At 58.9% G+C, this 23802-nt stretch carries 24 protein-coding genes; 12 read left to right on the top strand and 12 right to left on the bottom strand.

What is annotated here, in order from left to right:
* Positions 1-180 precede the first annotated feature (180 nt).
* Positions 181-612 (top strand): OsmC family protein, encoded by a 432-nt coding sequence (locus GFR01_RS03610; RefSeq protein ID WP_063902979.1) that lies wholly within the window; start codon positions 181-183, stop codon positions 610-612.
* A 16-nt stretch (positions 613-628) separates the two neighbouring features.
* Here GFR01_RS03610 and aroC read toward each other — a convergent pair whose 3' ends face one another.
* Together aroC and fabI are read right to left on the bottom strand one after the other, a co-directional pair.
* On the bottom strand, positions 629-1711 hold the full coding sequence (gene aroC, locus GFR01_RS03605) for a chorismate synthase (RefSeq protein WP_099181287.1): 1083 nt from the start codon (positions 1709-1711) through the stop codon (positions 629-631).
* Between the two features lies 1 nt (position 1712).
* Entirely contained in the window at positions 1713-2564 is an 852-nt protein-coding gene (fabI, locus tag GFR01_RS03600) for an enoyl-ACP reductase FabI (protein WP_034881234.1), read from the bottom strand.
* Between the two features lie 290 nt (positions 2565-2854).
* Between fabI and pdxH the strand changes: the two genes are divergently transcribed.
* From pdxH to GFR01_RS03560, 7 genes are all read left to right on the top strand, one after another.
* Entirely contained in the window at positions 2855-3457 is a 603-nt protein-coding gene (gene pdxH, locus GFR01_RS03590; protein WP_063902982.1) for a pyridoxamine 5'-phosphate oxidase, read from the top strand.
* Between the two features lie 43 nt (positions 3458-3500).
* Positions 3501-4385 carry a universal stress protein gene (locus GFR01_RS03585; protein ID WP_063902983.1) on the top strand — a complete coding sequence of 295 codons (885 nt, stop codon included), beginning with the start codon at positions 3501-3503 and terminating at the stop codon, positions 4383-4385.
* Between the two features lie 82 nt (positions 4386-4467).
* The gene (locus GFR01_RS03580) at positions 4468-5178 is read left to right on the top strand and encodes a polysaccharide lyase family 7 protein (protein WP_099181285.1); all 711 of its coding nucleotides are present in this window, start codon (positions 4468-4470) and stop codon (positions 5176-5178) included.
* A 71-nt stretch (positions 5179-5249) separates the two neighbouring features.
* Positions 5250-7097 (top strand): glycosyltransferase N-terminal domain-containing protein, encoded by a 1848-nt coding sequence (locus GFR01_RS03575; RefSeq protein ID WP_244902131.1) that lies wholly within the window; start codon positions 5250-5252, stop codon positions 7095-7097.
* Entirely contained in the window at positions 7094-8077 is a 984-nt protein-coding gene (gene lpxK / locus GFR01_RS03570; protein WP_099181283.1) for a tetraacyldisaccharide 4'-kinase, read from the top strand. Before GFR01_RS03575 ends, lpxK begins: the two co-directional genes overlap by 4 nt.
* A complete protein-coding gene (locus GFR01_RS03565; RefSeq protein WP_099181282.1) occupies positions 8074-8988 on the top strand; it encodes a lysophospholipid acyltransferase family protein in 915 nt (304 codons plus the stop codon). The genes lpxK and GFR01_RS03565 overlap by 4 nt, the downstream gene beginning before the upstream one ends.
* A 164-nt stretch (positions 8989-9152) precedes the next feature.
* Positions 9153-9536: a hypothetical protein gene (locus tag GFR01_RS03560; RefSeq protein WP_010502410.1), complete on the top strand. Its 384-nt coding sequence runs from the start codon at positions 9153-9155 to the stop codon at positions 9534-9536.
* A gap of 125 nt (positions 9537-9661) precedes the next feature.
* Here the strand turns inward: GFR01_RS03560 and GFR01_RS03555 are convergent, their stop codons facing one another.
* Positions 9662-10954 (bottom strand): penicillin-binding protein activator, encoded by a 1293-nt coding sequence (locus GFR01_RS03555; RefSeq protein WP_099181281.1) that lies wholly within the window; start codon positions 10952-10954, stop codon positions 9662-9664.
* Between the two features lie 149 nt (positions 10955-11103).
* Here GFR01_RS03555 and rsmI point away from each other — a divergent pair, with 149 nt between their 5' ends.
* Positions 11104-11937 (top strand): 16S rRNA (cytidine(1402)-2'-O)-methyltransferase, encoded by an 834-nt coding sequence (gene rsmI, locus GFR01_RS03550; RefSeq protein ID WP_099181611.1) that lies wholly within the window; start codon positions 11104-11106, stop codon positions 11935-11937.
* Between the two features lie 4 nt (positions 11938-11941).
* Here rsmI and GFR01_RS03545 read toward each other — a convergent pair whose 3' ends face one another.
* The 3 genes from GFR01_RS03545 to GFR01_RS03535 all read right to left on the bottom strand — a co-directional run bounded on the left by GFR01_RS03545 (position 11942) and on the right by GFR01_RS03535 (position 14870).
* Positions 11942-12574 (bottom strand): LolA family protein, encoded by a 633-nt coding sequence (locus GFR01_RS03545; protein ID WP_099181610.1) that lies wholly within the window; start codon positions 12572-12574, stop codon positions 11942-11944.
* 103 nt (positions 12575-12677) lie between these two features.
* On the bottom strand, positions 12678-14054 hold the full coding sequence (locus GFR01_RS03540) for a glutamate--cysteine ligase (protein ID WP_099181280.1): 1377 nt from the start codon (positions 14052-14054) through the stop codon (positions 12678-12680).
* 75 nt (positions 14055-14129) lie between these two features.
* Complete coding sequence (locus GFR01_RS03535) at positions 14130-14870, bottom strand: 16S rRNA (uracil(1498)-N(3))-methyltransferase (RefSeq protein ID WP_099181279.1); 741 nt, start codon at positions 14868-14870, stop codon at positions 14130-14132.
* A gap of 36 nt (positions 14871-14906) precedes the next feature.
* Between GFR01_RS03535 and ubiA the strand changes: the two genes are divergently transcribed.
* The gene (gene ubiA, locus GFR01_RS03530) at positions 14907-15818 is read left to right on the top strand and encodes a 4-hydroxybenzoate octaprenyltransferase (RefSeq protein ID WP_099181278.1); all 912 of its coding nucleotides are present in this window, start codon (positions 14907-14909) and stop codon (positions 15816-15818) included.
* A gap of 5 nt (positions 15819-15823) precedes the next feature.
* Positions 15824-16492 (top strand): class I SAM-dependent methyltransferase, encoded by a 669-nt coding sequence (locus tag GFR01_RS03525; RefSeq protein ID WP_099181609.1) that lies wholly within the window; start codon positions 15824-15826, stop codon positions 16490-16492.
* On the opposite strand, the gene GFR01_RS03520 is transcribed toward GFR01_RS03525, so the two are convergent.
* The 5 genes from GFR01_RS03520 to GFR01_RS03500 form a co-directional block, all read right to left on the bottom strand.
* Positions 16461-17849 carry an MFS transporter gene (locus GFR01_RS03520; RefSeq protein ID WP_174694666.1) on the bottom strand — a complete coding sequence of 463 codons (1389 nt, stop codon included), beginning with the start codon at positions 17847-17849 and terminating at the stop codon, positions 16461-16463. The genes GFR01_RS03525 and GFR01_RS03520 overlap by 32 nt on opposite strands.
* 5 nt (positions 17850-17854) lie before the next feature.
* Positions 17855-19267, bottom strand: coding sequence for a sugar porter family MFS transporter (locus GFR01_RS03515; protein ID WP_099181276.1), 1413 nt, complete (start codon positions 19265-19267; stop codon positions 17855-17857).
* A 182-nt stretch (positions 19268-19449) separates the two neighbouring features.
* The gene (der, locus tag GFR01_RS03510) at positions 19450-20841 is read right to left on the bottom strand and encodes a ribosome biogenesis GTPase Der (protein ID WP_063902996.1); all 1392 of its coding nucleotides are present in this window, start codon (positions 20839-20841) and stop codon (positions 19450-19452) included.
* Positions 20842-20845: 4 nt separating this feature from the next.
* The gene (locus GFR01_RS03505; RefSeq protein WP_099181275.1) at positions 20846-22240 is read right to left on the bottom strand and encodes a PQQ-binding-like beta-propeller repeat protein; all 1395 of its coding nucleotides are present in this window, start codon (positions 22238-22240) and stop codon (positions 20846-20848) included.
* Positions 22240-22920, bottom strand: coding sequence for a tetratricopeptide repeat protein (locus GFR01_RS03500; protein WP_244902130.1), 681 nt, complete (start codon positions 22918-22920; stop codon positions 22240-22242). The genes GFR01_RS03505 and GFR01_RS03500 overlap by 1 nt, the downstream gene beginning before the upstream one ends.
* A 154-nt stretch (positions 22921-23074) precedes the next feature.
* Between GFR01_RS03500 and GFR01_RS03495 the strand changes: the two genes are divergently transcribed.
* Positions 23075-23377 carry a hypothetical protein gene (locus GFR01_RS03495; RefSeq protein WP_048843146.1) on the top strand — a complete coding sequence of 101 codons (303 nt, stop codon included), beginning with the start codon at positions 23075-23077 and terminating at the stop codon, positions 23375-23377.
* Between the two features lie 6 nt (positions 23378-23383).
* On the opposite strand, the gene GFR01_RS03490 is transcribed toward GFR01_RS03495, so the two are convergent.
* Positions 23384-23764 (bottom strand): hypothetical protein, encoded by a 381-nt coding sequence (locus GFR01_RS03490; protein ID WP_099181273.1) that lies wholly within the window; start codon positions 23762-23764, stop codon positions 23384-23386.
* Positions 23765-23802 lie beyond the last annotated feature (38 nt).

Here is a 23802-nt window from a genome sequence, read left to right as displayed (position 1 = left end):
AAAAACGATCCACACCCCTATATATTGGGGCAATCGCAGAAAACTGCCACGAGTTCCCATTCATCCCCAAGCGGCTTTCCCACCGTGACATCACAACCACAGGGGCAGAGGATTTTAACCGCAACCTAAGACCGGCTCTTTACGTTGGAGACCCCGACCCCAACACGCGGAGAGCGTCTCATGACCATCAACAAGAAAGCTTCGGCTCATTGGAGCGGAACCATCAAGGAAGGCAAAGGCACCATCTCGACGCAGAGTGGCGCCCTTCAGGACCAGCCTTATGGTTTCAATACGCGATTCGAAGACAAGCCCGGCACGAACCCGGAAGAACTGCTCGGCGCGGCGCATGCGAGCTGCTTCACAATGGCGCTATCCCTGATCCTTGGGGACGCTGGCTTCACAGCAGACTCCCTCGATACGGAGTCGACAATTTCCCTGGATAAGGTGGGCGATGGGTTTGCCGTTACAAAGGCTCATCTGACACTCCGTGGCGTCGTTCCGAACGCGACTGAAGCTGATTTCCTCGAAGCAGCCAACAAGGCGAAAATCGGTTGTCCAATGTCCAAGGTTCTCAATACTGAGATCACTCTGGACGCCAAGCTCGCCAGCTAAAGCCTGAAGGCTGGGATCAGTTATCCCAGCCACACTGCGCATGATTACGCAGCAAGTGGTCTGCCAGAACGCAGGCCATCATGGCTTCGGCCACAGGCACCGCACGGATGCCGATGCACGGATCGTGTCGTCCTTTGGTGCGAACCTCAACCGAATCCCCTGCACTGTTGATGCTCGGCACGGGCGTCAGGATCGAACTGGTTGGCTTGATGGCAAAGCGGGCCACGACTGGCTGACCTGTGGAAATGCCTCCCAGGATGCCACCGGCATGGTTCGATGCGAACTGTGGTCCTGGCGCAATCGGGTCAGCATTCTGCTCACCACGAAGGGCAGCCACAGCGAAACCGTCGCCAATCTCAACGCCCTTCACACCATTGATGCCCATAAGCGCGCCCGCGAGATCAGCATCGAGCTTCCCATAGACTGGCGCACCAAGCCCCGGTGGCAGACCTTCCGCAACAACCTCAACAGTCGCACCGATGGATGAGCCATCCTTGCGAATGGAGTCGAGCAGCTCTTCCCAAGGACCCACGCTTGCAGCGTCCGGGCACCAGAGAGGATTGCGCTCCACTTCGTCCCAATCCCAGCGGGTCGGATCAATCGTTTGGCCACCGATCCCTGTCAGAGCCGCGCGAATCTTTACGCCTTCTCCGACCAGAGCTTTCAGAAGCACACGGGCCACGGCACCGGCCGCGACACGCATAGCCGTTTCACGAGCGGACGAGCGGCCACCACCACGGTAATCGCGGATGCCGTATTTCAGATCGTAAGCAATATCGGCATGGCCTGGGCGATAGCTCTGGGCAATCTCACCATAATCTTTCGACCGTTGATCGGTGTTTTCGATCATGAGCGAGATGGGCGTGCCGGTCGTCTGGCCTTCAAATACCCCCGACAGGATCCGGACCTGATCCGGCTCCCGCCGCTGGGTGGTAAAGCGGGACTGTCCCGGCCGACGGCGATCAAGCCAGGGCTGGATGTCCGCTTCGGACAGCTTCAGGCGGGGTGGGCAGCCATCCACCACGCAGCCGATGGCTGGCCCATGGCTCTCACCCCAGGTGGTGACGCGAAAGAGTTGCCCGAAGCTGTTGTCTGACATGTCAGTCCCCGGAACTGACTGCTGCGATGTCCGGAGCTGCCGGGTTCTTCATACCGACCGTGTGGTAGCCGCAATCCACATGATGGATTTCGCCCGTCACGCCGCTGGAAAGATCGGAGAGCAGGTACATGCCCGAACCGCCAACGTCCTTCAGGGTCACGTTACGCTCCATTGGGGCGTTGAGCTGGTTCCAGCGCAGGATGTAGCGGAAGTCACTGATGCCATTGGCAGCCAGCGTCATGATCGGACCTGCGGAGATACCGTTTACGCGGATATCGTCACGGCCAAGATCGGCAGCCATGTAGCGCACGGAAGCTTCAAGAGCGGCCTTGGCCACGCCCATGACGTTGTAATGCGGCATGACGCGCTCGGCACCGAGATAGGTCATGCTCAGGAACGAACCGCCAGCGTTCATCATGGCAGATGCACGACGGGCGACGGACACGAAGGAATAGCAGGAGATGTCCATGGCCTGCAGGAAGGCATCACGTGGCGTATCGATGTAACGGCCACGCAGGTACTGCTTGTCGGCAAAGGCGATGGCGTGAAGCACGAAGTCGATCTTGCCCCACTTCTTTTCGATCTCGTCGAAGGTCGCATCGATTGCGGCATCATCGCTGACGTCACAAGGTAGAACCAGATCAGAGCCAACGCTTTCCGCCAGCGGACGAACGCGCTTGCCAAGAGCCTCACCCTGATAGGTGAAAGCCAGTTCGGCACCCTGTGCAGCACAGGCGCTGGCAATCGCCCAGGCGATGGAGTGCTTGTTCGCGACGCCCATGATGACACCGCGCTTGCCCTTCATGAGGGTGCCGGTCACGGGAGCCGGGATGTTGTCTTCTGTTTCAGACATTGTGGTTTCCTGAATCGCGTTGGCGTATTAGCGTGGTGGTCGCACAAGAGATGCTAGCAAACAAGAGTAACACGACACTCAATGCCTCTTTGGCGGCGGTTTCCAGCCGTAGTGTGGATTTCAGGCCCATGAGGCAGGTCAAGGCAATGGCCCGTCTTTCCTGTATGGAAGAACCCTGACGACACAATTCGGAATCATAAGCCATCCGCACCTGTTCCTGCCATCTCGCGGAACAGCTATGATTTTCTCTCGACCGTCCGAGACCGTCCCCGCTGTTTCAGGAGACTATCATGTCCACTCAGCCTCTCATTGACCTGACCGCCAATCCCTTTGCCCTGTTCACAGCCTGGATGTCAGACGCAGAAGCGTCGGAACCCAATGATCCTAATGCGATGGCCGTGGCGACTTCGACCCCAGACGGTCGCCCCTCTGTGCGGATGCTTCTGCTCAAAGGCGCGGATGAACGGGGGTTTGTCTTTTATACAAATGTGGATAGCCGCAAAGGCGGTGATCTGCTGGCCAACCCACATGTCGCCCTGCTGTTCCACTGGAAGTCCCTGCGTCGGCAGATCAGGATTGAAGGGCCGGTTACGCAGGTCAGTGACGAGGAAGCGGATGCCTATTTTGCCAGCCGTTCGCCGATGTCCCGCCTTGGGGCAATCGCGTCTGACCAGTCCCGTCCACTGGATGACCGGAGCACCTTTGAAGAGCGCCTGAAAGCCGCAGAAGAAAAATATGGCGACGGTCCGATCCCGCGCCCGAACAACTGGACCGGTTTCCGCGTTGCGCCGGACGCCATCGAGTTCTGGCAGGATCGACCCTTCCGTCTCCATGACCGTGCATTATGGACTCGTGATGGATCCGGATGGAACGTCACGCGTCTTTATCCGTAAAGATATAGAACACCCTTTATCCGCAGGTGGGGAGCCTCACACTATGCTTATCGAAATCAAGAACATCCTTCTCCCCCTCACCGGGGCCGACGATCTGGATTCCGTCATGTCGGTCGCCCTGGATTTTGCCCGTCGTTTCAACGCGCATCTTTCCGCTGTCGTCGTAGGCTCTGATCCGACGGAAGTCGCAACATTGGCTGGTGAAGGCATTTCTGCCGGCATGGTAACGGAAATGATTGATGCGGCGGCCACGGAAGCCCATCGCCGCGCTATCCGCATCCGACACAGCTTCGATACCTTCGTGCATCAGAACGGTATCCGCCGCGTTGAGGCTTCCAAAATCGGCATGACGCTCGGCGAAGGTGTCAGCGCCAGCCTCGAAGTACTGGATGGAACGGAACATGACGCCCTGACCTGGCGCTCGCGTCTGGCGGATATGACGCTCGTACCAAATCTGATTTCGGCCACGGACCCACGCGCCTCCGAAACGCTGCATGCCATTCTTTTTGACAGTGGGCGCCCACTCGTCATTGCACCGCCAATCGTTCCCAAGACCGTTGGGCGCCGCATTGCCATTGCCTGGAACGGCACGCCCGAGGCATCCCTCGCCCTTCGTTGCATCCTTCCATGGGCCCACACGGCAGAAGCGGTGCAGGTTCTGACCTGTCAGGAATATCAGCGTCGTGGCCCAACGGGTGATGATGTTGTCCGCTATCTGCGGATGCACGGGATTTCCGCCACAACACAGGCCTGCGATCCCATCAGCAGGGACGTTGGAGCCGGTCTGCTCAAGGGGGCTGAGAACTTTGGCGCGGACATGCTCAGCATGGGCGCTTATTCCCATTCCCGCCTGCGTCAGATGATTCTCGGGGGTGTGACCCGTCATATTCTCGAAAACATGAAACTCACTGTCCTCATGAGCCGCTAACTGCGAATCATGCGTCTTTTTCCGGAGTTCTGCGTTGGAACCGTCATCTGACGTTCCACACAGACTTCCGGAAGGATGCTTCATGCTTTCCCGATTTGCCGTCCCGCTCTTCTGCCTTGCCGCTTTTGCAACTGCGCCAGCACAAGCCATGGACACCGACCTTTCAACCGATATTTCCTCTTTCACACTTCAGGAACCAGCCGGTCGCCTGAGCCTGCATCTTGTCCCTTCCGCGACGCTGGCTTCCGGCTACGGCAGTTCTTTCTTTGCCCGCAATCCGCAGACGGGCAGCGTCACTATTCAAACTGACGGTCTTCAACCACCTGTTCGGGGCACAATTGCCCCTGAGACGCTCCTCCGCGAAAATTCTGCCTGGTACTTCCAGCAGACATCCTCTGACCTGCAAGCATCCCTGCACATCGACCGTTTTCCGGAAAATGGCCACATCACGATTGGCAGACTCACCTCTCAGAACGGAGCTGTCGCCGAATTACGGGTGGAAGGCGACAGGGTTTTAGCCATCGTGGACAACGGGACGTCCACTCAAAATGTGGTCGCCGGAACCGTTTATCCGCAGCAGACCGTTCGCTATTCCATACACACGACGCCCAATGGCCTGCTCGTGATCTCCGTCAACGGAACGGTAAATCATTTCTCACTGCCTTCTGCTGCAACGACTCATGCGTTGTGGTTTGAAGCCGTTGCTGGCGAGCAGGGTTTCCATCGGCCCAGCCACTCGGATGCAGCACGTGTGACCTTTACTGGGCTACAGGTTCACCATCAGGCTGCCTGAGGTTCTGTCACAGAGTTTTGCGAGCCAGGCCGGACCATGCTACCCGACTGACCATGATATCGCCCGCGCGCATGATCCGTATCTGGCTGGGTGCCAGCCTGCGTTCCACACGCTGGCAGGTGAACGGTTCACGAGACTCCCGGGACCTTCTGCAACAGCCGGATCAGGGAACGGTAGTCGCTTTCTGGCACCGCTCCCTCACCTTGGCTCCGGCTCTCTGGTTCTGGGCAACTGCGCACGAACCTCGCCTGAAACTCAGGGTCCTCATCTCCCGCAATGCTGATGGCCTTCTTATTGCCGATGCCGTTCGTCCCTGGGGCATTATCGGCATTCACGGATCGTCCTCCAGCAAAGGCAAGGACAAAGGCGGCGCGGCCGTTATGCGTACCGCTCTTCGGGAGCTTAAGAACGGTGCCTTCGTCGCCATTACGCCCGATGGACCGCGTGGCCCAGCCGAAGAAGTCCAGCCCGGCGCCGTAGCGCTCTCCCGTCTGGCAAACTGCGCCGTCGTGCCCATGGGACTGGCCTGTAATGGCATTCGTCTTCCTTCGTGGGACAGAATGCTGTTCCCGTTGCCTTTTGGCAGAGGATCAATGGTCACGGGAGCGCCACTTTTCCAGCCGGATGCGGAAACCCTGCGAAATGCGCTCAACGCAGTCTCACGGCAAGCCGAAGACAATGTCCGGAAACAAAATCTGTCCCTGATGGATCGCGTCTGGGGAGCAGTCGGGACCTTACTGGCTCCATCCCTCACAATCATGCTGCGTATCCGCGTACATCGGGGGCGTGAACTGCCAAATCGGCTCCGCGAACGTATGGGGCTGGGCGGTGGCGTAAGGCCAAACGGCTTACTATTGTGGATTCATGCCGCCAGTGTGGGAGAAACACTCTGCGCCCGCCCCTTGATGGACGACCTTCTGGATCGACAGCCTGATCTGAAGATCCTTTTCACGACGGCGACCGTCACGGGAGCGGAAATCATCGCCGCTCACCCGGAATTCGGAAAGCGAGTTCTGCATCGCTTCATACCGCATGACGTGCCTCGCTGGTTCAAACGCTTCCTCACGCGCTGGAAGCCGAATGGGGCCGTCTTTGTAGAAAGTGAACTCTGGCCGGGGATTATTACGGCCTGCTGTCGTCAGAACATTCCCACAATGGTGATCAATGGTCGGCTGTCTGACCGTTCTGCCCGACGCTGGGCCAAGGCTGGCACCCTGACGCGCCGGATGTTTTCACGCCTAAGCTGGGTGGCAGCTCGTGGGCCAGAAGACGCTGCGCATTTTCGCAGTCTGGGCGCCAACCCGGTTTATGAAGATGGAGATCTCAAGCAGGATGCAGCTCCCCTGTCGTGTGACGAACAGGAACTGACGCGCTTGAAAGCTCTGATAGGCAATCGCCCGGTGTTTGTGGCAGCTTCCACTCACCCAGGCGAAGAAGAGCTGGTTCTGGAAGCCGCAGCAATTGCGCGACAGAAGAGTCCCGATCTCCTGACCATCCTTATTCCCCGTCATCCGTCCCGCGGAGAAGAACTGGCCCAGCGGTTTGGTTTGCCACGTCGATCCCAAGAACAAGACCCGAGCGCCGCAACACCCGTTTGGATCGCAGATACACTTGGAGAGCTGGGGCTGTTCTATCGTCTGGCCGATAGTTGCTTCATCGGAAACTCCCTGGCTGGCAAAGGCGGCGGACATAATCCATTTGAACCTTTACGTCTGGGGATCCCGACCGCGACTGGGCCGTTAATGGAGAACTGGCGTGAGGCCATGATTCTGCTTCAGGATTATCTTCACATCGTCAGTGATGTCGCTACTCTGGCGGAGTGGATGGACGCACCACACTCCACAGCCTCGACGGCGGGGCTTCAGCGCTCCGTGGTGTCAAGGCTGAGCCCTCGCATTCTGGAGACACTTGGACGATGAAGCTGCAGGCTCCGCGATTCTGGTCCGCTCCCCGGATAGGACCTGCCGCGTTCCTGCTGCGTCCGTTCGGGACCATCGCGACTCGTCTGACGCGCCGTCGGCTGAAAAAAAGCGGGTTTCAGGCCCCTGTTCCCGTGCTGTGCTGTGGCAACATCACGGTTGGCGGGACAGGGAAGACACCCCTGACCCTCGACCTGGTCCAGCGCCTCACAGAGCGTGGACATCATCCTCACATTCTTAGCCGCGGTCATGGCGGGCGCGAACGGGGGCCTTTGGAAGTCAATCCGGGCCGCGCCAGCGCGCGGGATGTCGGCGACGAACCTTTGCTGCTTGCGCGGGCTGCACCGACATGGATCGGGTCCGACCGTGGGCAAACCGCGCGTCTGGCAGTTGGCCAAGGCGCAGACTGCATCGTCATGGATGATGGCTTCCAGAATCCCAGCCTGCACAAGGACGTCTCTATTCTTGTTGTGGATGGGTCCGTGGGATTCGGGAATGCGCAGGTCATGCCAGCGGGGCCGCTGCGAGAACCGATTATGGATGCTCTGAAACGGGCACAGGTCGTGGTCGTGATTGGTGACGACCGTCACAATCTCCTGCTGACCCTTCCACCTTTTCTGTTCAAGGCGCAGGCCCGGCTTGTTCCAGGGCCGGAAATCCGGAGTCTTCAGGGCCGTCGCGTGGTTGCCTTTGCCGGGATCGGTCGGCCCGAAAAATTCTTTTCCATGTTGCAGGATGCCGGCGTAACCCCTGTACGGTCCCTGCCTTTTCCAGACCATCATTCCTATTCGAACAACGATATTCAGCGCCTTGAAACGCTGCGCCGGGAGTCCGGTACAACTCTCGTGACCACAGCCAAGGATGCGGTCAAACTTCCTCCTGCCTTTCGGGCGCAGGTCACGGTCGTCAATGTCGAGCTGCTCTGGGCAGATCCCAAGGCGCCGGACCATATTCTGGATCTGCTTTTTCCCCTGTCATGACCTCTCTTTCATATCGGGCAGAAGCCCTGATCGTGCGCATCCTGCTGGGCGGGCTCCGCATTCTGCCACCTTCCGTGGCCTCTACTCTCGGCGGGTCGGTAGCACGAACGCTCGGGCCGCTTTTGCCAGTTTCCAAGGTAGCGGACCGAAATCTGCAGATGGCCATGCCGCAGATGACCCGCGAGGAGCGACGCAAAACCGTTCGGGACTGTTGGGAAAATCTGGGGCGGACCGTTTCGGAGTTTCCGCATGTTGGACAACTGAAACAGAACACGCCTTCTGGCCCAGGATGGCAGGTTAAAGGTGCGGAGCACCTCGAAGAGGCCAGAGCTACGGGACGGCCGATCATTTTCTTTTCCGGTCATATTGGGAACTGGGAGCTGATGCCGCCTGTCGTGGCCCGCTTTGGCATGCCCTTCGCGTCCTTCTACCGCGCGGCGAGCAATCCCACTGTGGATTCCATCATCCATGCCCTGCGCCGGGAAGCCATGGGAGCCGACGTTCCCATGTTTCCGAAAGGCTCCAAAGGAGCACGTGCAGCCCTCAGGCATCTCTCGAAAGGTGGCCATCTCGGCGTCCTGGGCGATCAGAAAATGAACGATGGCATCGAGGCCCAGCTATTCGGTCGCCCCGCGATGACGGCTTCGGCCACGGCTGTGTTTGCACTGAGACATAACGCTCTGATCGTGACGGGTCACGTACGGCGCGATGGCCCGGCGAGACTCGTGCTTGTTGTAGACGAACCGATCGACTTCCAGCCGACGGAGGATCGTCAGGCCGACATTCTGGCTCTTACCCAGCGTCTCAACGACCGCCTTCAGGAATGGATCGAGCAACGGCCCGGTTCGTGGCTCTGGCTTCATCGCCGCTGGAGCAAGGATCTGTATCGGAATATGACAACAACATGTTGAGCTATGCGTTTTTCGCATGGCAGATTTGCCACAGTGGAGAAAGTTTATGTCGCCAGACGGGGTTTTGGCGTCATTTAAGATTGTGAAAGGCCCCATTAGGATTTTAGCCTAACCTCATCGCAATCACCGGGCTCTTCCGCCCCGCTTTGATGAGGACTTACCTGATGGCGCAGGCAACTCCCCTTCTTGACCTTTCCCCCGTTTCCATGGGGGGCAATGTCATTACCCTGAGACAGGGTGTGCTTCCTCGCCACCGTGAATATCTGTCCCGGTGGCTCGAAGCTGGAATGCGGATGGGTCTGTTCGATGCAGAGATCACTCCGGTCGACTCTGGCGTCACCAATTTTGATGGAACGACCCCGATTGAGCATGTTCTCGTCTGGGTTCGTGAAAATCCTGATCCGGCTTACATGCTGCGTCCGCAAGGCATGCGCTGGGTTCTGATCGATCATCTGCGGAATCACGAGCTCGGCAGCTACGCCAGCTTCGAACTGGCTCTTCATACGATCCGCCCAGTCCTGCCGCTGGCTGAAACATACGCCGCCTGACAATACTCTCAGGAGCAAGCGCTCCTGAGGTGGCCTCCCGGATTTCATACTTAGAGGCGAACATAAAAAAACACGCGCTGATCGCCACAGACGCGTGTTTCTTCTCTTTAAAATGAAGTGTCGGCTTAGCTCGGACGCGCAGCAATATCCCGCGATGCGGGAACAATGATACGGGCACCGCCGCCCCGCTGGATCTGGAAAATTGCCAGAGCGCGGGTCACATGCCCATCCGACCGCAGCCGGAACAACCCGTCTACCCCCATATAACCGTCAGCCCGTGTCAGGGCTTCCGTCGTAGGGCCGCCCTGCTTCATCAGGTTTCCGGCAAGCGCCGCTGCATCATAGGCGAAATCTGTCACAGGAGACGGGGCCTGATGATAAACAGCCTTGTACTGCCCGACATATCCGTTGCGATCCTTGGCATCAGGCGCGGCATACCAGGCGCCATGGAGCGCGCTCAGCTTGCCATCAAACGCTTTCCAAAGTGCAGGCCCCATAATCTGAACCTGACTGGAGTCGATGTGATCATCACGTAGCGCCGTGATGATGTGACCGAGTTCCATACCGGTATCTGCAAGAACAAGGGCATCAAATGGTGGCGGGGGAACTGGTGCTGCTGCGACAGGCTGCGGAGGCGTTGCCTGAGCTGGATTGGCCGTGGCAGCCGAATCGGGTGCAGCGTCTGCGGTCGGATCCACGGCTGACGGGCCGGAAGGCACTGCAGGCGCTGGTGCCGGAGGCTGGCGGTTCGCGATATCCGATAGGCTCTTCATGCCATCGTCGATATTCTGTGCGTCCATTGTATGGAAAACGATCTGCGGATCTTTCAATCCGTCGTCACTGCAGGCGCGCTGCAAACCTTCTGCCATGGCATGACCCAGCGCATTGTCGGGCAGGAAAGCCGCAAAGGTCTTGCGTCCTGTCGCACGAGCGGCATCCACCATACGGCGGACCTGCTGCTCCGGGGTGAGACCCATGACCCAGACACCCGGCCGAGCCTGCGTCGAGTCGCTGGTGAAAGCCAGAACGGGCTTGCCCGCCTCAACCGCCAATGGAGCGACAGCCGCTGTTTCCGTAGCAGTCAGTGGTCCCAGGATCATCGCGTCCCCGCGCGACAAGGCATCATGAGCGGCCTGTGCAGCGCCGCCCGCTGCGTTGCTGTCATGGACATCCAACGCGGGGGAACCCTGTGCAGAGAGGGCGAGCTTGGCTGCGTCGCGCATACGGCCGCCGATGGCTCCATAGCGCCCCGTCAGCGGAAGAATCAGGCCGACTTCGTGCGCGCCCGGAGCCTGACTGATGCCCGGAATGCCGCCAACACCCGGGATCAGGGAAGAGCCTCCCCCCGAACATGCGGTCAGCGTCAGGAAGGTTCCAGCGGCGAGGCCAGTGCTTACACCCTTGCGCAGACGGCTCATCGGTCCAGAATAGGGCCTTGAGTTCGTCACCGAGGATGCAGATGTCCGAAAAGTCATGTTCCGCTGAAACTCCCTTGAGCGATACGGCTGAAATGTTAACGGCCGCCCCGCCATCGGAGCATGGCCCGAAAGTGGGGGGACAACTGATATTGGTTGCGACGCCAATCGGCAACCTGGCCGATATCAGCGAACGCGCGATAGAAACCTTACAGAGCGTTGAGGCGATTTTATGTGAAGATACGCGCGTGACGGCAAAATTGCTGATGTCGCGCAACATCTCCACGCCCACCAGAACGCTGCACGATCATAACGAACAGGATCGTACCCCGTTTCTCATTGAAAAACTTTCTGCGGGTGCGCGATACGCCGTGGTGTCAGACGCTGGCACTCCGCTTGTGTCAGACCCGGGATATCGACTGGTTCGGGCGGCAATTGCGGCGGGTATTCATGTTACGGCCATTCCAGGACCGAATGCCGTTGTCACCGCACTGACCCTCTCGGGCCTGCCGCCGCTGCCGTTCATGTTCCTAGGCTTCCCTGCCCCCCGCAGTGAGGCGCGCAAGACCGGCTTTGCTACACTCCGAGCAGCGGAACAAGCCGGCGTTCGCTCGACGCTCATCTGGTACGAGGGACCACATCGCCTCGTCGAAACGCTGGAAGATCTGATTACCGTCTTCGGCCCCGATCGCGAGGCCGCCGTTGGCCGCGAACTGACGAAGCGTTTCGAGGAAATGGTTCGTGGAACACTGGCAGAGGTGCTGGCTCATTTCCAGACCACAGCTCCGCGCGGCGAAATCACGCTTCTGATTGGTCCGTCAGCGGAAGACGACAGTGGAGCGGATGATCTGGACACGCATCTTCGCGAAGCGCTGGAAAGTCACTCCGTCAAGGATGCTGCTTCGCTGGTCGCAGGTATTATCAAGCTCCCCAAGCGCACGGTTTATGCCCGTGCACTGGAGCTCTCAAAAGAAATGAAGAGCTGACTGATCAGTCTTCGGATTTTGGAAGCGTGAACAGAGACTGGGACACGCTTCCACCCGTCTTCACATCAGACAGGGCAATACGCGTCGTACGACCTTGAGCGTCCACAACTTCCCACCCCAGCAGAGCCAGCGGCGTTTCCGAGAAAACAAGCGTCAGATTGCCCTCACCCGGATTGTCACTTTTCTCGACCTGAAGACGGATTTGACCGCTCTTGCGTTCAAATCCCGTGACGGTCACATCCCCGGACAGTTTCAGATCAGGACGAAGCAACAGCCCCAACGGGGTGCGGTCCAGAGGAATGACCGTGACCTGGCCGACGCTACGATCCTGAAAAACAACTTTGCCGTCGTTAGCCACTAGCAGCAGAGGGCTAGGACTATCATAATCGAAGCGCATCCGCCCCGGCCGATCCAGCGTAGCCGTTCCGCCGACAGTTTTGCCATCGGGAGCGATCTGCTGGAAGCGGGCCTGAAGGACGGTGATCTGCCCCAGTGTGTCCTGAATACGAGCGACCCAGCCCTGATCGACAGGGCGGAGCTGCGCCGGAACGGCCTGCGCCAGAGCAGGAAGCGGCAGAACTGTGACGGACATGAAAGCGCTGGCCAAAGCCGCGCGGAAGAAAAGACGGTTCATCATTCCTCTGGAACTGCCGATCAGGAGGTGGGTTGCAAAAGTCCCCGCCTTTCCTGATGCATAGCGCGTTCCCACAAAAACCGGAATGTTGGCTTTCGGCCTCGCCTCAGATAGCGGCTTCGCGGAACAGCGGCTTCACACTGCCACCCCATGCGCCTTCATAGAGCGCCAGCCAGTACTCGGCCTGAGTCGGGCCACCATCCGCAATGAGGTGTAGAGGATCAAGGAACTGCGCCTCGTTGCGGACACGGGCGCGCAAGCCCTGCTCGGCGAGTGCCACAACACGCTTGGCCAGAGTCTTCAGACCACCCGGAAATTCAGCCTGCATGCCCTTGACAGGAACGTCTGCCCGAAGCTGCTGATAGACCTCCCAGGGCTGCTCCAGAACCAGCTTTTCAGCAGCTTCCAGTGTCGCTGCATCATAGAATAGTCCAACCCAGAGCGCAGACTGTGCAACCATCATCTCAGGTCGGCCTGCATCTGCACCACGCATTTCAAGGAACTGCTTGAGGCGTACATCCGGGAAAACTGTCGTCAGATGATCCTCGAAATCCCCGATCGTGGGCGTCAGACCTTCCAGGCCCGGCTGTGGCTCACCATTCAGCCACCGACGGAACGAACAGCCACTGACATCCAGATTCTTGCCATCCCGTGCAACGAAATACATGGGCACATCCAGCGCCCAATCCACGTATTTCTCGAAACCGAAGTCTTCCGCGAAGAACAGCGGAGGCTGACCGGCTCGCTGATTATCAACATCCGTCCAGATTCGCGCGCGGTTGGACAAATATCCATTCGCCTTGCCCTCAACGAAAGGCGAATTGGCAAACAGCGCTGTAGCCAACGGCTGTAGGGCGAGAGACACGCGCATCTTGCGGGCCATATCGGCTTCATCGCCAAAGTCCAGATTGACCTGCACGGTGCAGGTTCGCGTCATCATATCCAAACCGAGGCTACCGACCTTCGGCATGTAATTCCGCATGATGGCGTAGCGGCTCTTGGGCATCCACGGCATGGCATCCCGGCTCCAGAGCGGCTGGAAGCCGAACGGCAGGAAACCAATCCCGAGTTCCGAAGCCGGCCCGCGGATCAGGTCAAAATGCTCCTGCATTTCGGCCTGCGTCTCCTGAAGGGACACCACAGGCGCACCCGAAAGCTCAAACTGACCGGCAGGCTCCAGAGAAATCGACCGACCTTTCTGACTGTTCTGGCCTGCCAGTCCGATCAGCGCTTCACCGTCATGAATCGGCGCCCAGTCAGGCCCTTCCAGCTTCTGCAGGAGCGCCCCAATCCCTTTTGGCTCATAGGGCGGCGGTGACAGCGGCTCACGACCATCATCCTGTCCCGGCAGCACAAATCCGAACTTTTCATGCTCGGTGCCAATCTTCCACTCAGACTGCGGCTTGGAGCCACGCTCCAGAACCTCGACGAGCTGCGCCCGATTCTCGATCGCTGCGCTATTGGATGTGCCGGGATTGGACATGGCGGTTTTGCCTCGGTTTGAAATCGTTGTTCGATATTGATTGAACTTGTAGCAGTTCAGACGGTCCTGTCACCCTCAGGCGCCACGTCTGAGTGCCAGACGGGCCAGCCCAGCACAGACAGCCGTCTCAGCCCGTAGAACCAGCGGCCCCAGTGTAAGGGCATGCACAGCGGAGTGACGCTGCAGCAGAGCCACTTCAGCATCTGAAAATCCCCCCTCCGGCCCGATCAGCAGCGCCGCAGCCTTCATAGGGCCATCCTCACCGGGACGACGTTCCAGCGCAGCGAAAAGCGGCTTGTCGTCCGGCCAGGTGGATAGGACGGTTTTCAACGATTCCAGCGGAAGGATCTCAGGAATATCAAGTCGCTCACATTGCTCGGCAGCTTCAGATGCGATGAGGGCGAGACGTTCCAGATTCAGCCGATGCGTATTCGTCCGCTCTGTAATGACAGGCCTGAAGCAGGTCACACCCAGTTCGGTTCCCATGCGGATGACGAGCTCGGTCGCATCGCGTTTCAGCGGCGCAAACAGAAGCTCTACCCCCTCCGTCGCCTGGGGAGGACGCTCCATTGTTCCGAAAACGATTGTCCCGCGGTCTTTCCGTAGGGTCTGGATCGTCGCGGCCCATTCCCCGTCCCGCGCATTGAAGACGCGAACGGCGTCTCCCGGCCCTTGTCGCATGACATTGCCCAGATAATGGGCCTGACCGGCGGGGAGCGGAAGTTCAAGCCCTTCAGAGAAAGTAACATCCGGCACTTCAAGATAAAGACGGGGATCAGATCGGCTCATCCTTCCCGGATAGCGCGCAACAGCCATTGACGGAAGCGCCTCTGCCCCGCATCAGGGGCTTTGATGAGTGAAACCCGCCCCCATACCGATATCAGCCTGACAGGCTGGACCGGCCGCCTGCCTGAGCCCTGGCGGTCCTACGCGCTTCTGGCCCGGCTGGATCGCCCGGTCGGAACGTGGCTGCTCTTCCTCCCGGGCGTGTGGGGACTTTTCCTTGCACCGTATGCATCACTCGGACTCCGCGTCCTTTACACGGCACTCTTCGCATTCGGCTCCCTCGTCATGCGATCTGCCGGATGCGTGGTGAACGACATCTGGGACCGCGATATTGATGCCAAGGTCGCCCGGACCGCTGGCCGACCACTGGCCAGCGGTGCGCTTTCCCTGAAGCAGGGGCTCAAGCTGCTCGCTGCCCTGCTCTTCTGTGGCCTGTGTGTTTTGCTGTGCCTACCCGTGGCCTGCTGGATTTTGGCCCCTTTTGCGTTGGTTCTTGTGGCCCTGTATCCCGCCGCGAAGCGCGTCACATGGTGGCCTCAGTTGGTCATGGGATTCACCTTCGGCTTCGGTGCACCGATGGGCTACGCTGCGGCTGGCGGACGCCTCGATGGAAACGGAGCCCTGCTCTATGGCGCCGTCATTCTCTGGCAGCTCGGCTTCGATACCATTTACGGCTTTCAGGATATGGATGATGACGCGCGCATCGGCGTGCGCTCCACGTCCCGCCTCATGGAAAAGCGTGCCAAACCCTTCATCGCAACCTGTTATAGTCTGATGCTGCTGGCTCTGGGGCTGGTCGCTATTCATGCCCATCTCCATCTCGGCTTCTGGTTGTTCTTCGCGATGGCAGGTCTGCTTCTTCTTCAGCAGGCTCGCACCCTTGATCCATACGACGCGCCGAACTGCCTGCGTCAGTTCAAGCAGAACGTTCCGATCGGTTTCCTTCTGGCTATTGCCTTTATCTGCGGAAGACTTTGAACATCATGTCAGTCAGACTGCAGGACCCAGCGGCATTCATCCGCGACAACACGGCAGTCGAAAGTGCCGGACTTGTTCCGGAAATCGCCCTGCATCTGGCAACAGACATCACGCCGATCTGGCAAGCCAGCGAAGCGTTTCTCGAAGCGCATGGCATCGAGCCTCCCTTCTGGGCTTTTGCATGGCCTGGCAGCCAGCTTATTGCACGGTATATTCTGGATAATCCCGAACGTGTCCGCGGCAAGCGGGTTCTGGACGTCGCCTGCGGGTGCGGTCTGGCAGCCATTGCTGCGGCAAAAGCCGGAGCTTCGGTCGCAGAAGCCAACGATATCGATCCGATGGCTCTGGAAGTCACAGCCCTGAACGCCACACTCAACGCAGTTACGGTGGCGCTTCGTACAGGCGATCTCGTCGGCTCAAAGCCTGACTGTGATCTGCTGGTTATCGGGGATGTCTGTTACAATGAGGCTATGGCCGCCCGGATTATGCCGTGGCTGCTGGAGTGCGCTCAATATTGCGAAGTCTGGCTCTGTGATCCGGGACGGCACTATGCGCCCAAACTGGATCTGGACATTCTGATTCAACAGAACGTCCAGACCACCCAGGAACTTGAAAGCACCGACCAGCGAACAACCACGCTGTTCAGTCTGCGAGGTATTTCCGCCCAAGACTGATCGCGGACCCGGTCAGTGCAGCGATCATCGCCCCACCAAGGCAGATAAAGGCTGGATGGGGAAAGATCGTGAAAAGAGCGGCCACGAGCAGAGCGCCCGTCGTCTGACCGCCAAGCCGCGCGACTGAGAGCATGCCGCTGGCCCCGCCTTCCCGTCCTGCTGGGGCAGACACCATGATAGCACGGTTGTTGGGAGGCTGGAAAAGCCCGAAGCCACACCCGGCCAGCAGAGTGCGCCATGCAATCGCGGCGTTGCTTGCATCCAGAGGAAGCAGCCAGAGCAGCAGAAAACCGAATGCTGTCAGCAGCAGTCCCAAAGAAGACAGGACGGACGCCGGAAAGCGGTCAGCCATTTTCCCGACCACAAACGACATCACTGCCACCCCAACGGCCCAGGGCGCAATCAGAAGACCGATTGTGGAATCGCCACGATGAAAGGCTGACGCCAAGGTGAAGGGCATAGCGACAATATAAAGGTTGGATGCCACAAAGCCGAGAAAACCCACCAAGCAGGCCAGCAGGAACGGACGCCGCGCCAGAAGATCCACGGGAACAATCGGCTCCCGGCGCCCCTTCTGATACCGGAGCAGAAGCCACCAGCAGATCAGACCAGCGCCTGTCAGCAACGATCCGGGTAGAAAATCGCCATGCATCAGACCATCGAGACCGATGCCAAGCAGCGCGAAAGAGGCCACGGTCAGAATTGAACCGGGAATATCAGCCTGCATTTCGCTTCGAGGCGTCTGCGGCAAAGCAAAATGCGCCATGGCGAGGGCTGCAAGAGCCAAAGGCAGATTGATCCAGAAAATCCACGGCCACGTTGCAACGGAAAGGACGATAGACCCAATCGTTGGTCCAAGAGCCACGCCGATACCAACGAACAGGCCGTTCAGGGCGATGCCCTTACCAAGCTCTGCATGCGGATAAATGAACCGTACAAGCGCGATATTCACGCTCATGATGCAGGCACCCCCGACACCCTGAAGCGCGCGGGCCAGCGTCAATTCCAGCAGGTTCTGGGAAAGGGCGCAGCCAACGGAGGTGATGAGGAACAGGAAGATACCGATCTGGCTCATGCGGGCAAAACCCACCCTCGCTCCAAAGGAGGCCAGAGGCAGCAGGCAGGACAGATTTGCCAGCTGATAAGCATTCACCACCCAGATTGCCCGTGAAGACGGAGCATTCAGATCATGGGCGATGGAGGGAAGCGCCACGTTTGCAATGGCGTAATCCAGAACGGAAAGAAGCAGCCCAAGAAGAACGGCTGACATGGCTTTGACACGCTGGGCTCCGTAAAGCCCAGCGTGTCGTTGTGGATCGGAGGCGAGATCACTCTCTCCAGCCGTAGCGGCTTTCATCACGATTAACGTCCCAGATCCTTCAGTTTCTTACCGGCAAAAAGATTGGCTTCCAGTGTCTCAAGGGAGACACCTTTCGTTTCCGGAACCATCATGAGCGTGACAAGCACGAAAAGTCCATTGAACGCAGCAAACATAATGAAGGTGGATGCTGCTCCCATTGCCACCATGATCATCGGGAAAGTCTTGGAAATTGCCCAGTTTGCGCCCCAGTTTGTGACAGTAGAGCAGCCGATTCCAAAATCACGTCCCCGCGTTGGCTGAACTTCAGAACACAGGGTCCAGACCAACGGCCCTTCACCGATTGCGAATCCGGCAACGAACAGCAGGACAAACCCGCACAGGGCAATCTGTGCCTCAAAACTCGAAGCACCGACTTCCAGCAGGACGCCTACGCCCAGCAGCGCGGCACCAGCAATAACGCAACTCAGGATGAGAAGCGGGCGACGCCCCCACTTGTCCACGCAGGCAATGGCAACGCCCGTCAGAATCATGTTCGTCAGACCGACAAGCGTTGTAGCCCATATAGAGGCATTGACGCCGAAATGAGCGGCCTGAAACACGCGCGGCGCGTAGTACAGCAAAGCATTGATGCCGGTCAGCTGCTGCATGACCTGAAGAAGCATGCCCAGATAGACAGAACGGCGGAAATTGGGGTTGCTGCGGAACAGACCAAACCCGGCATCACTGCTTTTGTGCAGACGCGCCTGAATATCGGCCAGCTCCGCTTCAGCCACTTCTTCGTCAGAACGCAGACTGTTGAGCACGCGACGCGCGTGGTCCTTGCGCCCCTGCATCATAAGCCAGCGTGGACTGTGCGGGAGAATCAGAACGATACCCAGAAACAGCGTCGCTGGGACGGCCATGATCCCGAGCATCCAGCGCCAGTGATGGCCGTTGGCTAAAAGGCTATCCGACACGAAGGCCAGGAAAATGCCGAGCGTGACCATGAGCTGATAGAAGGAAATCATGGACCCGCGAGCGGATTCGACAGTGATTTCGGAAATATAGAGAGGGGCTGCGAATGCTGCGAGGCCGACAGCTAGCCCGAGAAAAACACGCCCGATAATCAGAACCGCCGGAGACGGCGCAAGGGCACAGAGCAGGGTTCCAAGCAGGAAAAGGATTGCTGCCAAAAGCATGGCGCCTGTGCGGCCATATTTACTGGAAACGCGACCGGCAATGAGGGAGCCAAACGCGGCACCCGCCATCATGGAGGAGACGATCCACCCCTGCAAAGCATCGCTGGCATGAAAATCTGTAGCGATAAAGGGCAATGCGCCTGCGACGACGCCCGTATCAAGGCCAAACATCAGGCCGGCAAGTGCTGCCATGATCCCCAGCGCCGTGGCGCGTGCCGTGCTGCGTTGAGGCTCCCCTGAAACGTCCTCACTGCGAACCGCAGCAATCCCGACCATAATTCCTATTCCTCATCCTTAACTCAGGCCTGACTGATGGCTGGCAGCCTTTCTAAGGCCGAACACCAACCATCGCCAGTCTGTGGAGAGGGATTAGATATACGAAAACAGGGAGTTTTATAGTCCAGTTTCGTCATTCTGTTCCGGTATGCGTACGATGCATAACGGAACAGAAACGAGAATCACTTATCCGCGTAAGGATTCTTGGTGCCGCGCAACTGGATACGGATGGGTACACCAGGCATGTGGAACGTCTCTCGCAGCCCATTCACCAGATAACGCTTGTAGGCATCCGGCAGCATCTCTGCTCGTGTTCCGAACAGGAGGAACGTTGGTGGACGCGCCTTGACCTGCGTCATGTAACGCAGCTTGAGGCGGCGACCATCCACCAGTGGCGGCTGATGGCGATCCAGCATCTCTTCGAACCAGCGGTTCAGCTCACCTGTCGTGACGCGCGAATTCCAGACTTCGTAAGCCTTGCGCACGGCTGGCAGCAGACGATGAACACCTGCCCCCGTCAGCGCGGAGAACGTTACCACCGGAATGCCACGAACCTGAGCGAGAGACGTCTCGATCCGGTCGGAAATAGCTTTGCGGGTCGCAACGCGATCTTCGACAGCATCCCACTTGTTCAGCGCCAGAACACAGGCACGGCCTTCTTTCTCAATCAGGCGGGCAATCTGCAGATCCTGCTCATGAACACCAAGCGTCGCATCAATTGTCAAAACGACCACTTCCGCCATCTTCAGCGCTTCAATGGACGCAGAAACGGACATGCGCTCAAGGTGTTGCTCAACGCGGGCACGCTTACGCATTCCTGCCGTATCGACGAGACGGATCGGGCCATGCTCATCATGCAGGTCAACAGAGATGGAATCGCGAGTCAGACCGGCTTCCGGGCCGGTAATCATACGCTCCTCGCCCAGCAGGCAGTTCAAAAGCGTTGATTTCCCGGCATTCGGACGGCCGACAATCGCAAGATGCAGCGGACCCGCTGGACGTTCTTCCTGCTCTTCGCCCTCTTCAGGCTTTTCGTCCCGGCGGCGGTGACGAACCTCACGCGGTGCATGTGGCAGGCGGTCCACGATCTCACCCATAAGATCACTGATGCCTTCGCCATGCTCGGCCGAAAGGGCCAGCGGCGTGCCAAGACCAAGCGAATAGGCTTCCAAAGCCGCGTCAGTTCCGGCTTTGCCTTCTGCCTTGTTCGCAATCAGCATGACCGGCCGGTTCTGACGACGCAGCCAGTTGGCAAAATGAGCATCCGTCGGCGTAATGCCTGCACGTGCATCGATGCAGAACAGAACCAGATCCGCCATGGACACAGCGGATTCGGAAGACGCCCGCATACGGCCGAACAGCGTATCCGGGGCAGCTTCTTCAAGGCCGGCCGTATCGATGATGCGGATCCGACGACCGCGCATGAGGGCCTCGCCCTCCTTGCGGTCGCGGGTTACGCCCGGCTGATCGGAGACAAGCGCCTGACGGCGCCCAACAAGCCGGTTGAAAAGAGTGGATTTCCCGACATTCGGGCGCCCGGCGATAACTACGATGGGCAGGTTCTCAGAGGTCATTTATTCAGCCATAGGCCCGCAGAACAGCATCCTGGGACAGTGTCAGAACCAGACCGTCACAGACGATTGGCTGAACCTGGCATGGCGCCGTGGTTTTACGGGTCGATTCAATTTTGCCAGTTACGGCATCAACAATCACCATGCCTTCCTGAGGCAGGGTAGAGAAACAGAGCAGCTTGCCGTTCACCAGAAGAGGACCGACCCACTGGACGGCATCCTTCTGCACTTCCTGACGGCGGAAGCGACGCAGCTGTGTAATCCAGCGCACGTGGCCAGACAAGCGATCCAGACAGGCGAGCTGCTGATCCGTCGACAAGACAAACATCCAGTCGCCACAGATTGTCAGAGGCGTCTGCCCGCTGACTTCACGCTCCCACAGACGGCGACCGGAACGCATGTCCACGGCCACGAGAACGCGCGACATGGAGATGGCGTAAGCCGTGCCGTCCTTGATAACGGGCGCGCCACGGATGCACGAGAAATCCAGCATGGCGCCCATACCATTGGCACCGCCAAGACTGTCACTCCAGACCATCTCACCAGACGTTGCACGCAGAGCGACAAGATCACCGCTGCCGAAACCTGCCAGAACCACACCGTCAACAATCGCAGGTGCGGCCTGACCAAAGACCACCGTGTCCGCACCCGTTGCCTGGTACGTCCAGACCTGACGGCCTGTCGCCGCCTCCAGTGCAAACAGACGCTCGTCAATCGTTCCGAAAACGACCAGCCCGTCCGCGATAGTTGGAGCAGAACGGCCCGGGGTGCCGAGATCGACTGTCCATTTAATCTTGCCAGTCGCGGCCTCCACGGCAAGCGCCTGGGCCACACCGTCTACGATGTAAAGCGTGTCACCATCCAGGGCGACACCGCCACCGATATTGGTAGACCGGGACTTGCGTGGAGCTGGCTGATGGGACCAGAGTTGCTTCATACCCGGCCACGTCCATGCCTTCACTACGCCCTGAGCATCTGTTGTGAAGATCCGGCCATTCCCGATCACGGGCGGCGACTGAATCGCACCACGGCTGTTCGGCATGATGGCGACCATGGACAGGAAGCTCGTCGGGTTAACCTCGGCACCGATCGAACGGCTCCATTTGAGATTTGCGCCGCTGCCAATCGCATTGACCGAGATGTGATCCGGCGTGCGGTCAGGCTGAAGCCATTCCGTCACGGCCTGTGGGGCCGAGAGAGTGATTGGCGTATGATCTTCCGGATCAACGGTCAGGCCAGCACCGGTAGAAAGCACGTCAACACGATGACCGGCCAGCATGGGCTTTTCATCGTCATTGAACAGGCTGCATCCACCCAGTGCGGTCAAGGCAGCACCGGAACAGGCGACCTGCAAGAGGGAGCGACGGTTCACGGTCGGGGAAGATCGGTCAGGGCGGCGCATTAACCAGCGTCTCCAAAGGTTTCAAGCAGGGCCTGTGCACGGGCACGAACCCCTTCAGGTGCAGCGGCATTACCACTGATCTGCGTCAGCAGGCGCTGAGCTTCTTTCTGCTGATCGGCGGTTGCCCCCGATCGCAGATCCAGCCCGGCCAGACCTTCCTGCGCCAGTGCTCCCCAGGCCCCGCCATTCTGGGCAAGACCTTCATAACCGGGGCGCACCGTCTTTGGGTCTGCCGTATTGGTCTGGGCATTCAGGACCATGTAACGCGCCATGTCCTTCAGAGCAGGCTCAGCCACAGAATCGGCCGCAACGCTGTTCCAGGCTTTCAGTGCAGAGGCAGTGTCGTGATCCTGCATCTTCAGGTCAGCCAGACGCAGCGCGGCATAGGAGCGCACACCTGCTGGACCGTGATCGGCCAGATCCTGGAAAGTTGCCTCAGCCTGCTGCGTGACAGACTTGTCATGCTTGGGATCAGCCAGCGTTTCGAGTGCCGTGAAATACCGGGCGGAAGCCGCACCCTGCGCCGCTTTGCGGGCATGAGTCTGCCATTCCCAGACGCCACCGCCGATCGCGCCTACGACGACGACACCTGCCACAACAGCACCCCATCGACGTGCAGCTGCCCTTAAGCGCTGAAGCCGAATTTCCTCGTTCACCTCTGTGATGAAATCGTCCGCCACCTGGTCCCCTGTTGGATCGGTTTTGTAAAGTTCTGGCGGAACCATACAGGTGCCGCACGTTTGCGGCAAACGCTTCGCTTGAGAAGCTGTTACCGAAAGAAATTCATTGCCGTTTTAGGGCTTCCTTAACCCCTGCCAGACGATCTTCTCCAGCATGAAGAAACCAGCCCTGCTGCTGCCATCGGCCCTGATGCTTTGCGCTCTCGGCGGATGTGCCCCGGACCGCATTGCCTCTGCCCTCACCGGCAAGGACTGCAACACCGCTTATCTCTATGATGACGAGAGCTTCTGCTCCCGCCCTGTAGGGCCGCCCCCTCCCCAGCCTTACTGCACGACCAGCTTTGAAGGAACGGATTGCTGGGCAAGGCCGGACCTGATGCCCAATGTAGCCCGTCAGACCTATGAAGGCCCAACGGGTCTGACGCCCCTGCAGAATCAGACGCGTATGGGACAGTAACGTTTTTTAGTGATGCCCGAGCTTACGGCCTGCCGCAGTCAGCTCCGTGGACAGCTTCTGGAATGACCCGGCAATGCGGGACTGCACCGCCGCACTCGCCGTATGGATATGCGAAATCCTGGCGCTGGCTTCCTGACTAATGGCAGTTTCTTCGCGATTGGCCTGTCCTGACACGCAGGCGTTATAGGCCCGGGCATCTTTTTCGTAAGCCGTCACGCGGTCCACGCTCTCGTTGTACTGGGCGACCGTCCCGGCCTTGACCGTGGGTGCCGTTGGCTCGGCACCACATTTAGGCGCACTCCAGCCGGAGTCGGCAGCCGTGGCTGCTCCGACAGCAAGCACGGACAGAAGAGACAGGCCACAAAGTGCGGCAACGGGACGAATCATAAAGCTCCCTTTCTTGGTCAAAGCGTCGCGCGCCCTAC

Origin of the sequence: Gluconobacter frateurii (assembly GCF_002723955.1) — a bacterium.
Taxonomy (GTDB): domain Bacteria; phylum Pseudomonadota; class Alphaproteobacteria; order Acetobacterales; family Acetobacteraceae; genus Gluconobacter; species Gluconobacter frateurii.
Note: the sequence above shows the minus strand (reverse complement) of the source record. Positions and strands in the feature narration are given on the sequence as shown.

Excerpts from the sequence above, each read along its gene's own strand:
- GFR01_RS03610 (WP_063902979.1), top strand. The coding sequence starts at position 181 with ATGACCATCAACAAGAAAGCTTCGGCTCATTGGAGCGGAACCATCAAG.
- aroC (WP_099181287.1), bottom strand. The coding sequence starts at position 1,711 with ATGTCAGACAACAGCTTCGGGCAACTCTTTCGCGTCACCACCTGGGGT.
- fabI (WP_034881234.1), bottom strand. The coding sequence starts at position 2,564 with ATGTCTGAAACAGAAGACAACATCCCGGCTCCCGTGACCGGCACCCTC.
- pdxH (WP_063902982.1), top strand. The coding sequence starts at position 2,855 with ATGTCCACTCAGCCTCTCATTGACCTGACCGCCAATCCCTTTGCCCTG.
- GFR01_RS03585 (WP_063902983.1), top strand. The coding sequence starts at position 3,501 with ATGCTTATCGAAATCAAGAACATCCTTCTCCCCCTCACCGGGGCCGAC.
- GFR01_RS03580 (WP_099181285.1), top strand. The coding sequence starts at position 4,468 with ATGCTTTCCCGATTTGCCGTCCCGCTCTTCTGCCTTGCCGCTTTTGCA.
- GFR01_RS03575 (WP_244902131.1), top strand. The coding sequence starts at position 5,250 with ATGATCCGTATCTGGCTGGGTGCCAGCCTGCGTTCCACACGCTGGCAG.
- lpxK (WP_099181283.1), top strand. The coding sequence starts at position 7,094 with ATGAAGCTGCAGGCTCCGCGATTCTGGTCCGCTCCCCGGATAGGACCT.
- GFR01_RS03565 (WP_099181282.1), top strand. The coding sequence starts at position 8,074 with ATGACCTCTCTTTCATATCGGGCAGAAGCCCTGATCGTGCGCATCCTG.
- GFR01_RS03560 (WP_010502410.1), top strand. The coding sequence starts at position 9,153 with ATGGCGCAGGCAACTCCCCTTCTTGACCTTTCCCCCGTTTCCATGGGG.
- GFR01_RS03555 (WP_099181281.1), bottom strand. The coding sequence starts at position 10,954 with ATGAGCCGTCTGCGCAAGGGTGTAAGCACTGGCCTCGCCGCTGGAACC.
- GFR01_RS03545 (WP_099181610.1), bottom strand. The coding sequence starts at position 12,574 with ATGATGAACCGTCTTTTCTTCCGCGCGGCTTTGGCCAGCGCTTTCATG.
- GFR01_RS03540 (WP_099181280.1), bottom strand. The coding sequence starts at position 14,054 with ATGTCCAATCCCGGCACATCCAATAGCGCAGCGATCGAGAATCGGGCG.
- GFR01_RS03535 (WP_099181279.1), bottom strand. The coding sequence starts at position 14,870 with ATGGCTGTTGCGCGCTATCCGGGAAGGATGAGCCGATCTGATCCCCGT.
- ubiA (WP_099181278.1), top strand. The coding sequence starts at position 14,907 with ATGAGTGAAACCCGCCCCCATACCGATATCAGCCTGACAGGCTGGACC.
- GFR01_RS03525 (WP_099181609.1), top strand. The coding sequence starts at position 15,824 with ATGTCAGTCAGACTGCAGGACCCAGCGGCATTCATCCGCGACAACACG.
- GFR01_RS03520 (WP_174694666.1), bottom strand. The coding sequence starts at position 17,849 with ATGAAAGCCGCTACGGCTGGAGAGAGTGATCTCGCCTCCGATCCACAA.
- GFR01_RS03515 (WP_099181276.1), bottom strand. The coding sequence starts at position 19,267 with ATGGTCGGGATTGCTGCGGTTCGCAGTGAGGACGTTTCAGGGGAGCCT.
- der (WP_063902996.1), bottom strand. The coding sequence starts at position 20,841 with ATGACCTCTGAGAACCTGCCCATCGTAGTTATCGCCGGGCGCCCGAAT.
- GFR01_RS03505 (WP_099181275.1), bottom strand. The coding sequence starts at position 22,240 with ATGCGCCGCCCTGACCGATCTTCCCCGACCGTGAACCGTCGCTCCCTC.
- GFR01_RS03495 (WP_048843146.1), top strand. The coding sequence starts at position 23,075 with ATGAAGAAACCAGCCCTGCTGCTGCCATCGGCCCTGATGCTTTGCGCT.
- GFR01_RS03490 (WP_099181273.1), bottom strand. The coding sequence starts at position 23,764 with ATGATTCGTCCCGTTGCCGCACTTTGTGGCCTGTCTCTTCTGTCCGTG.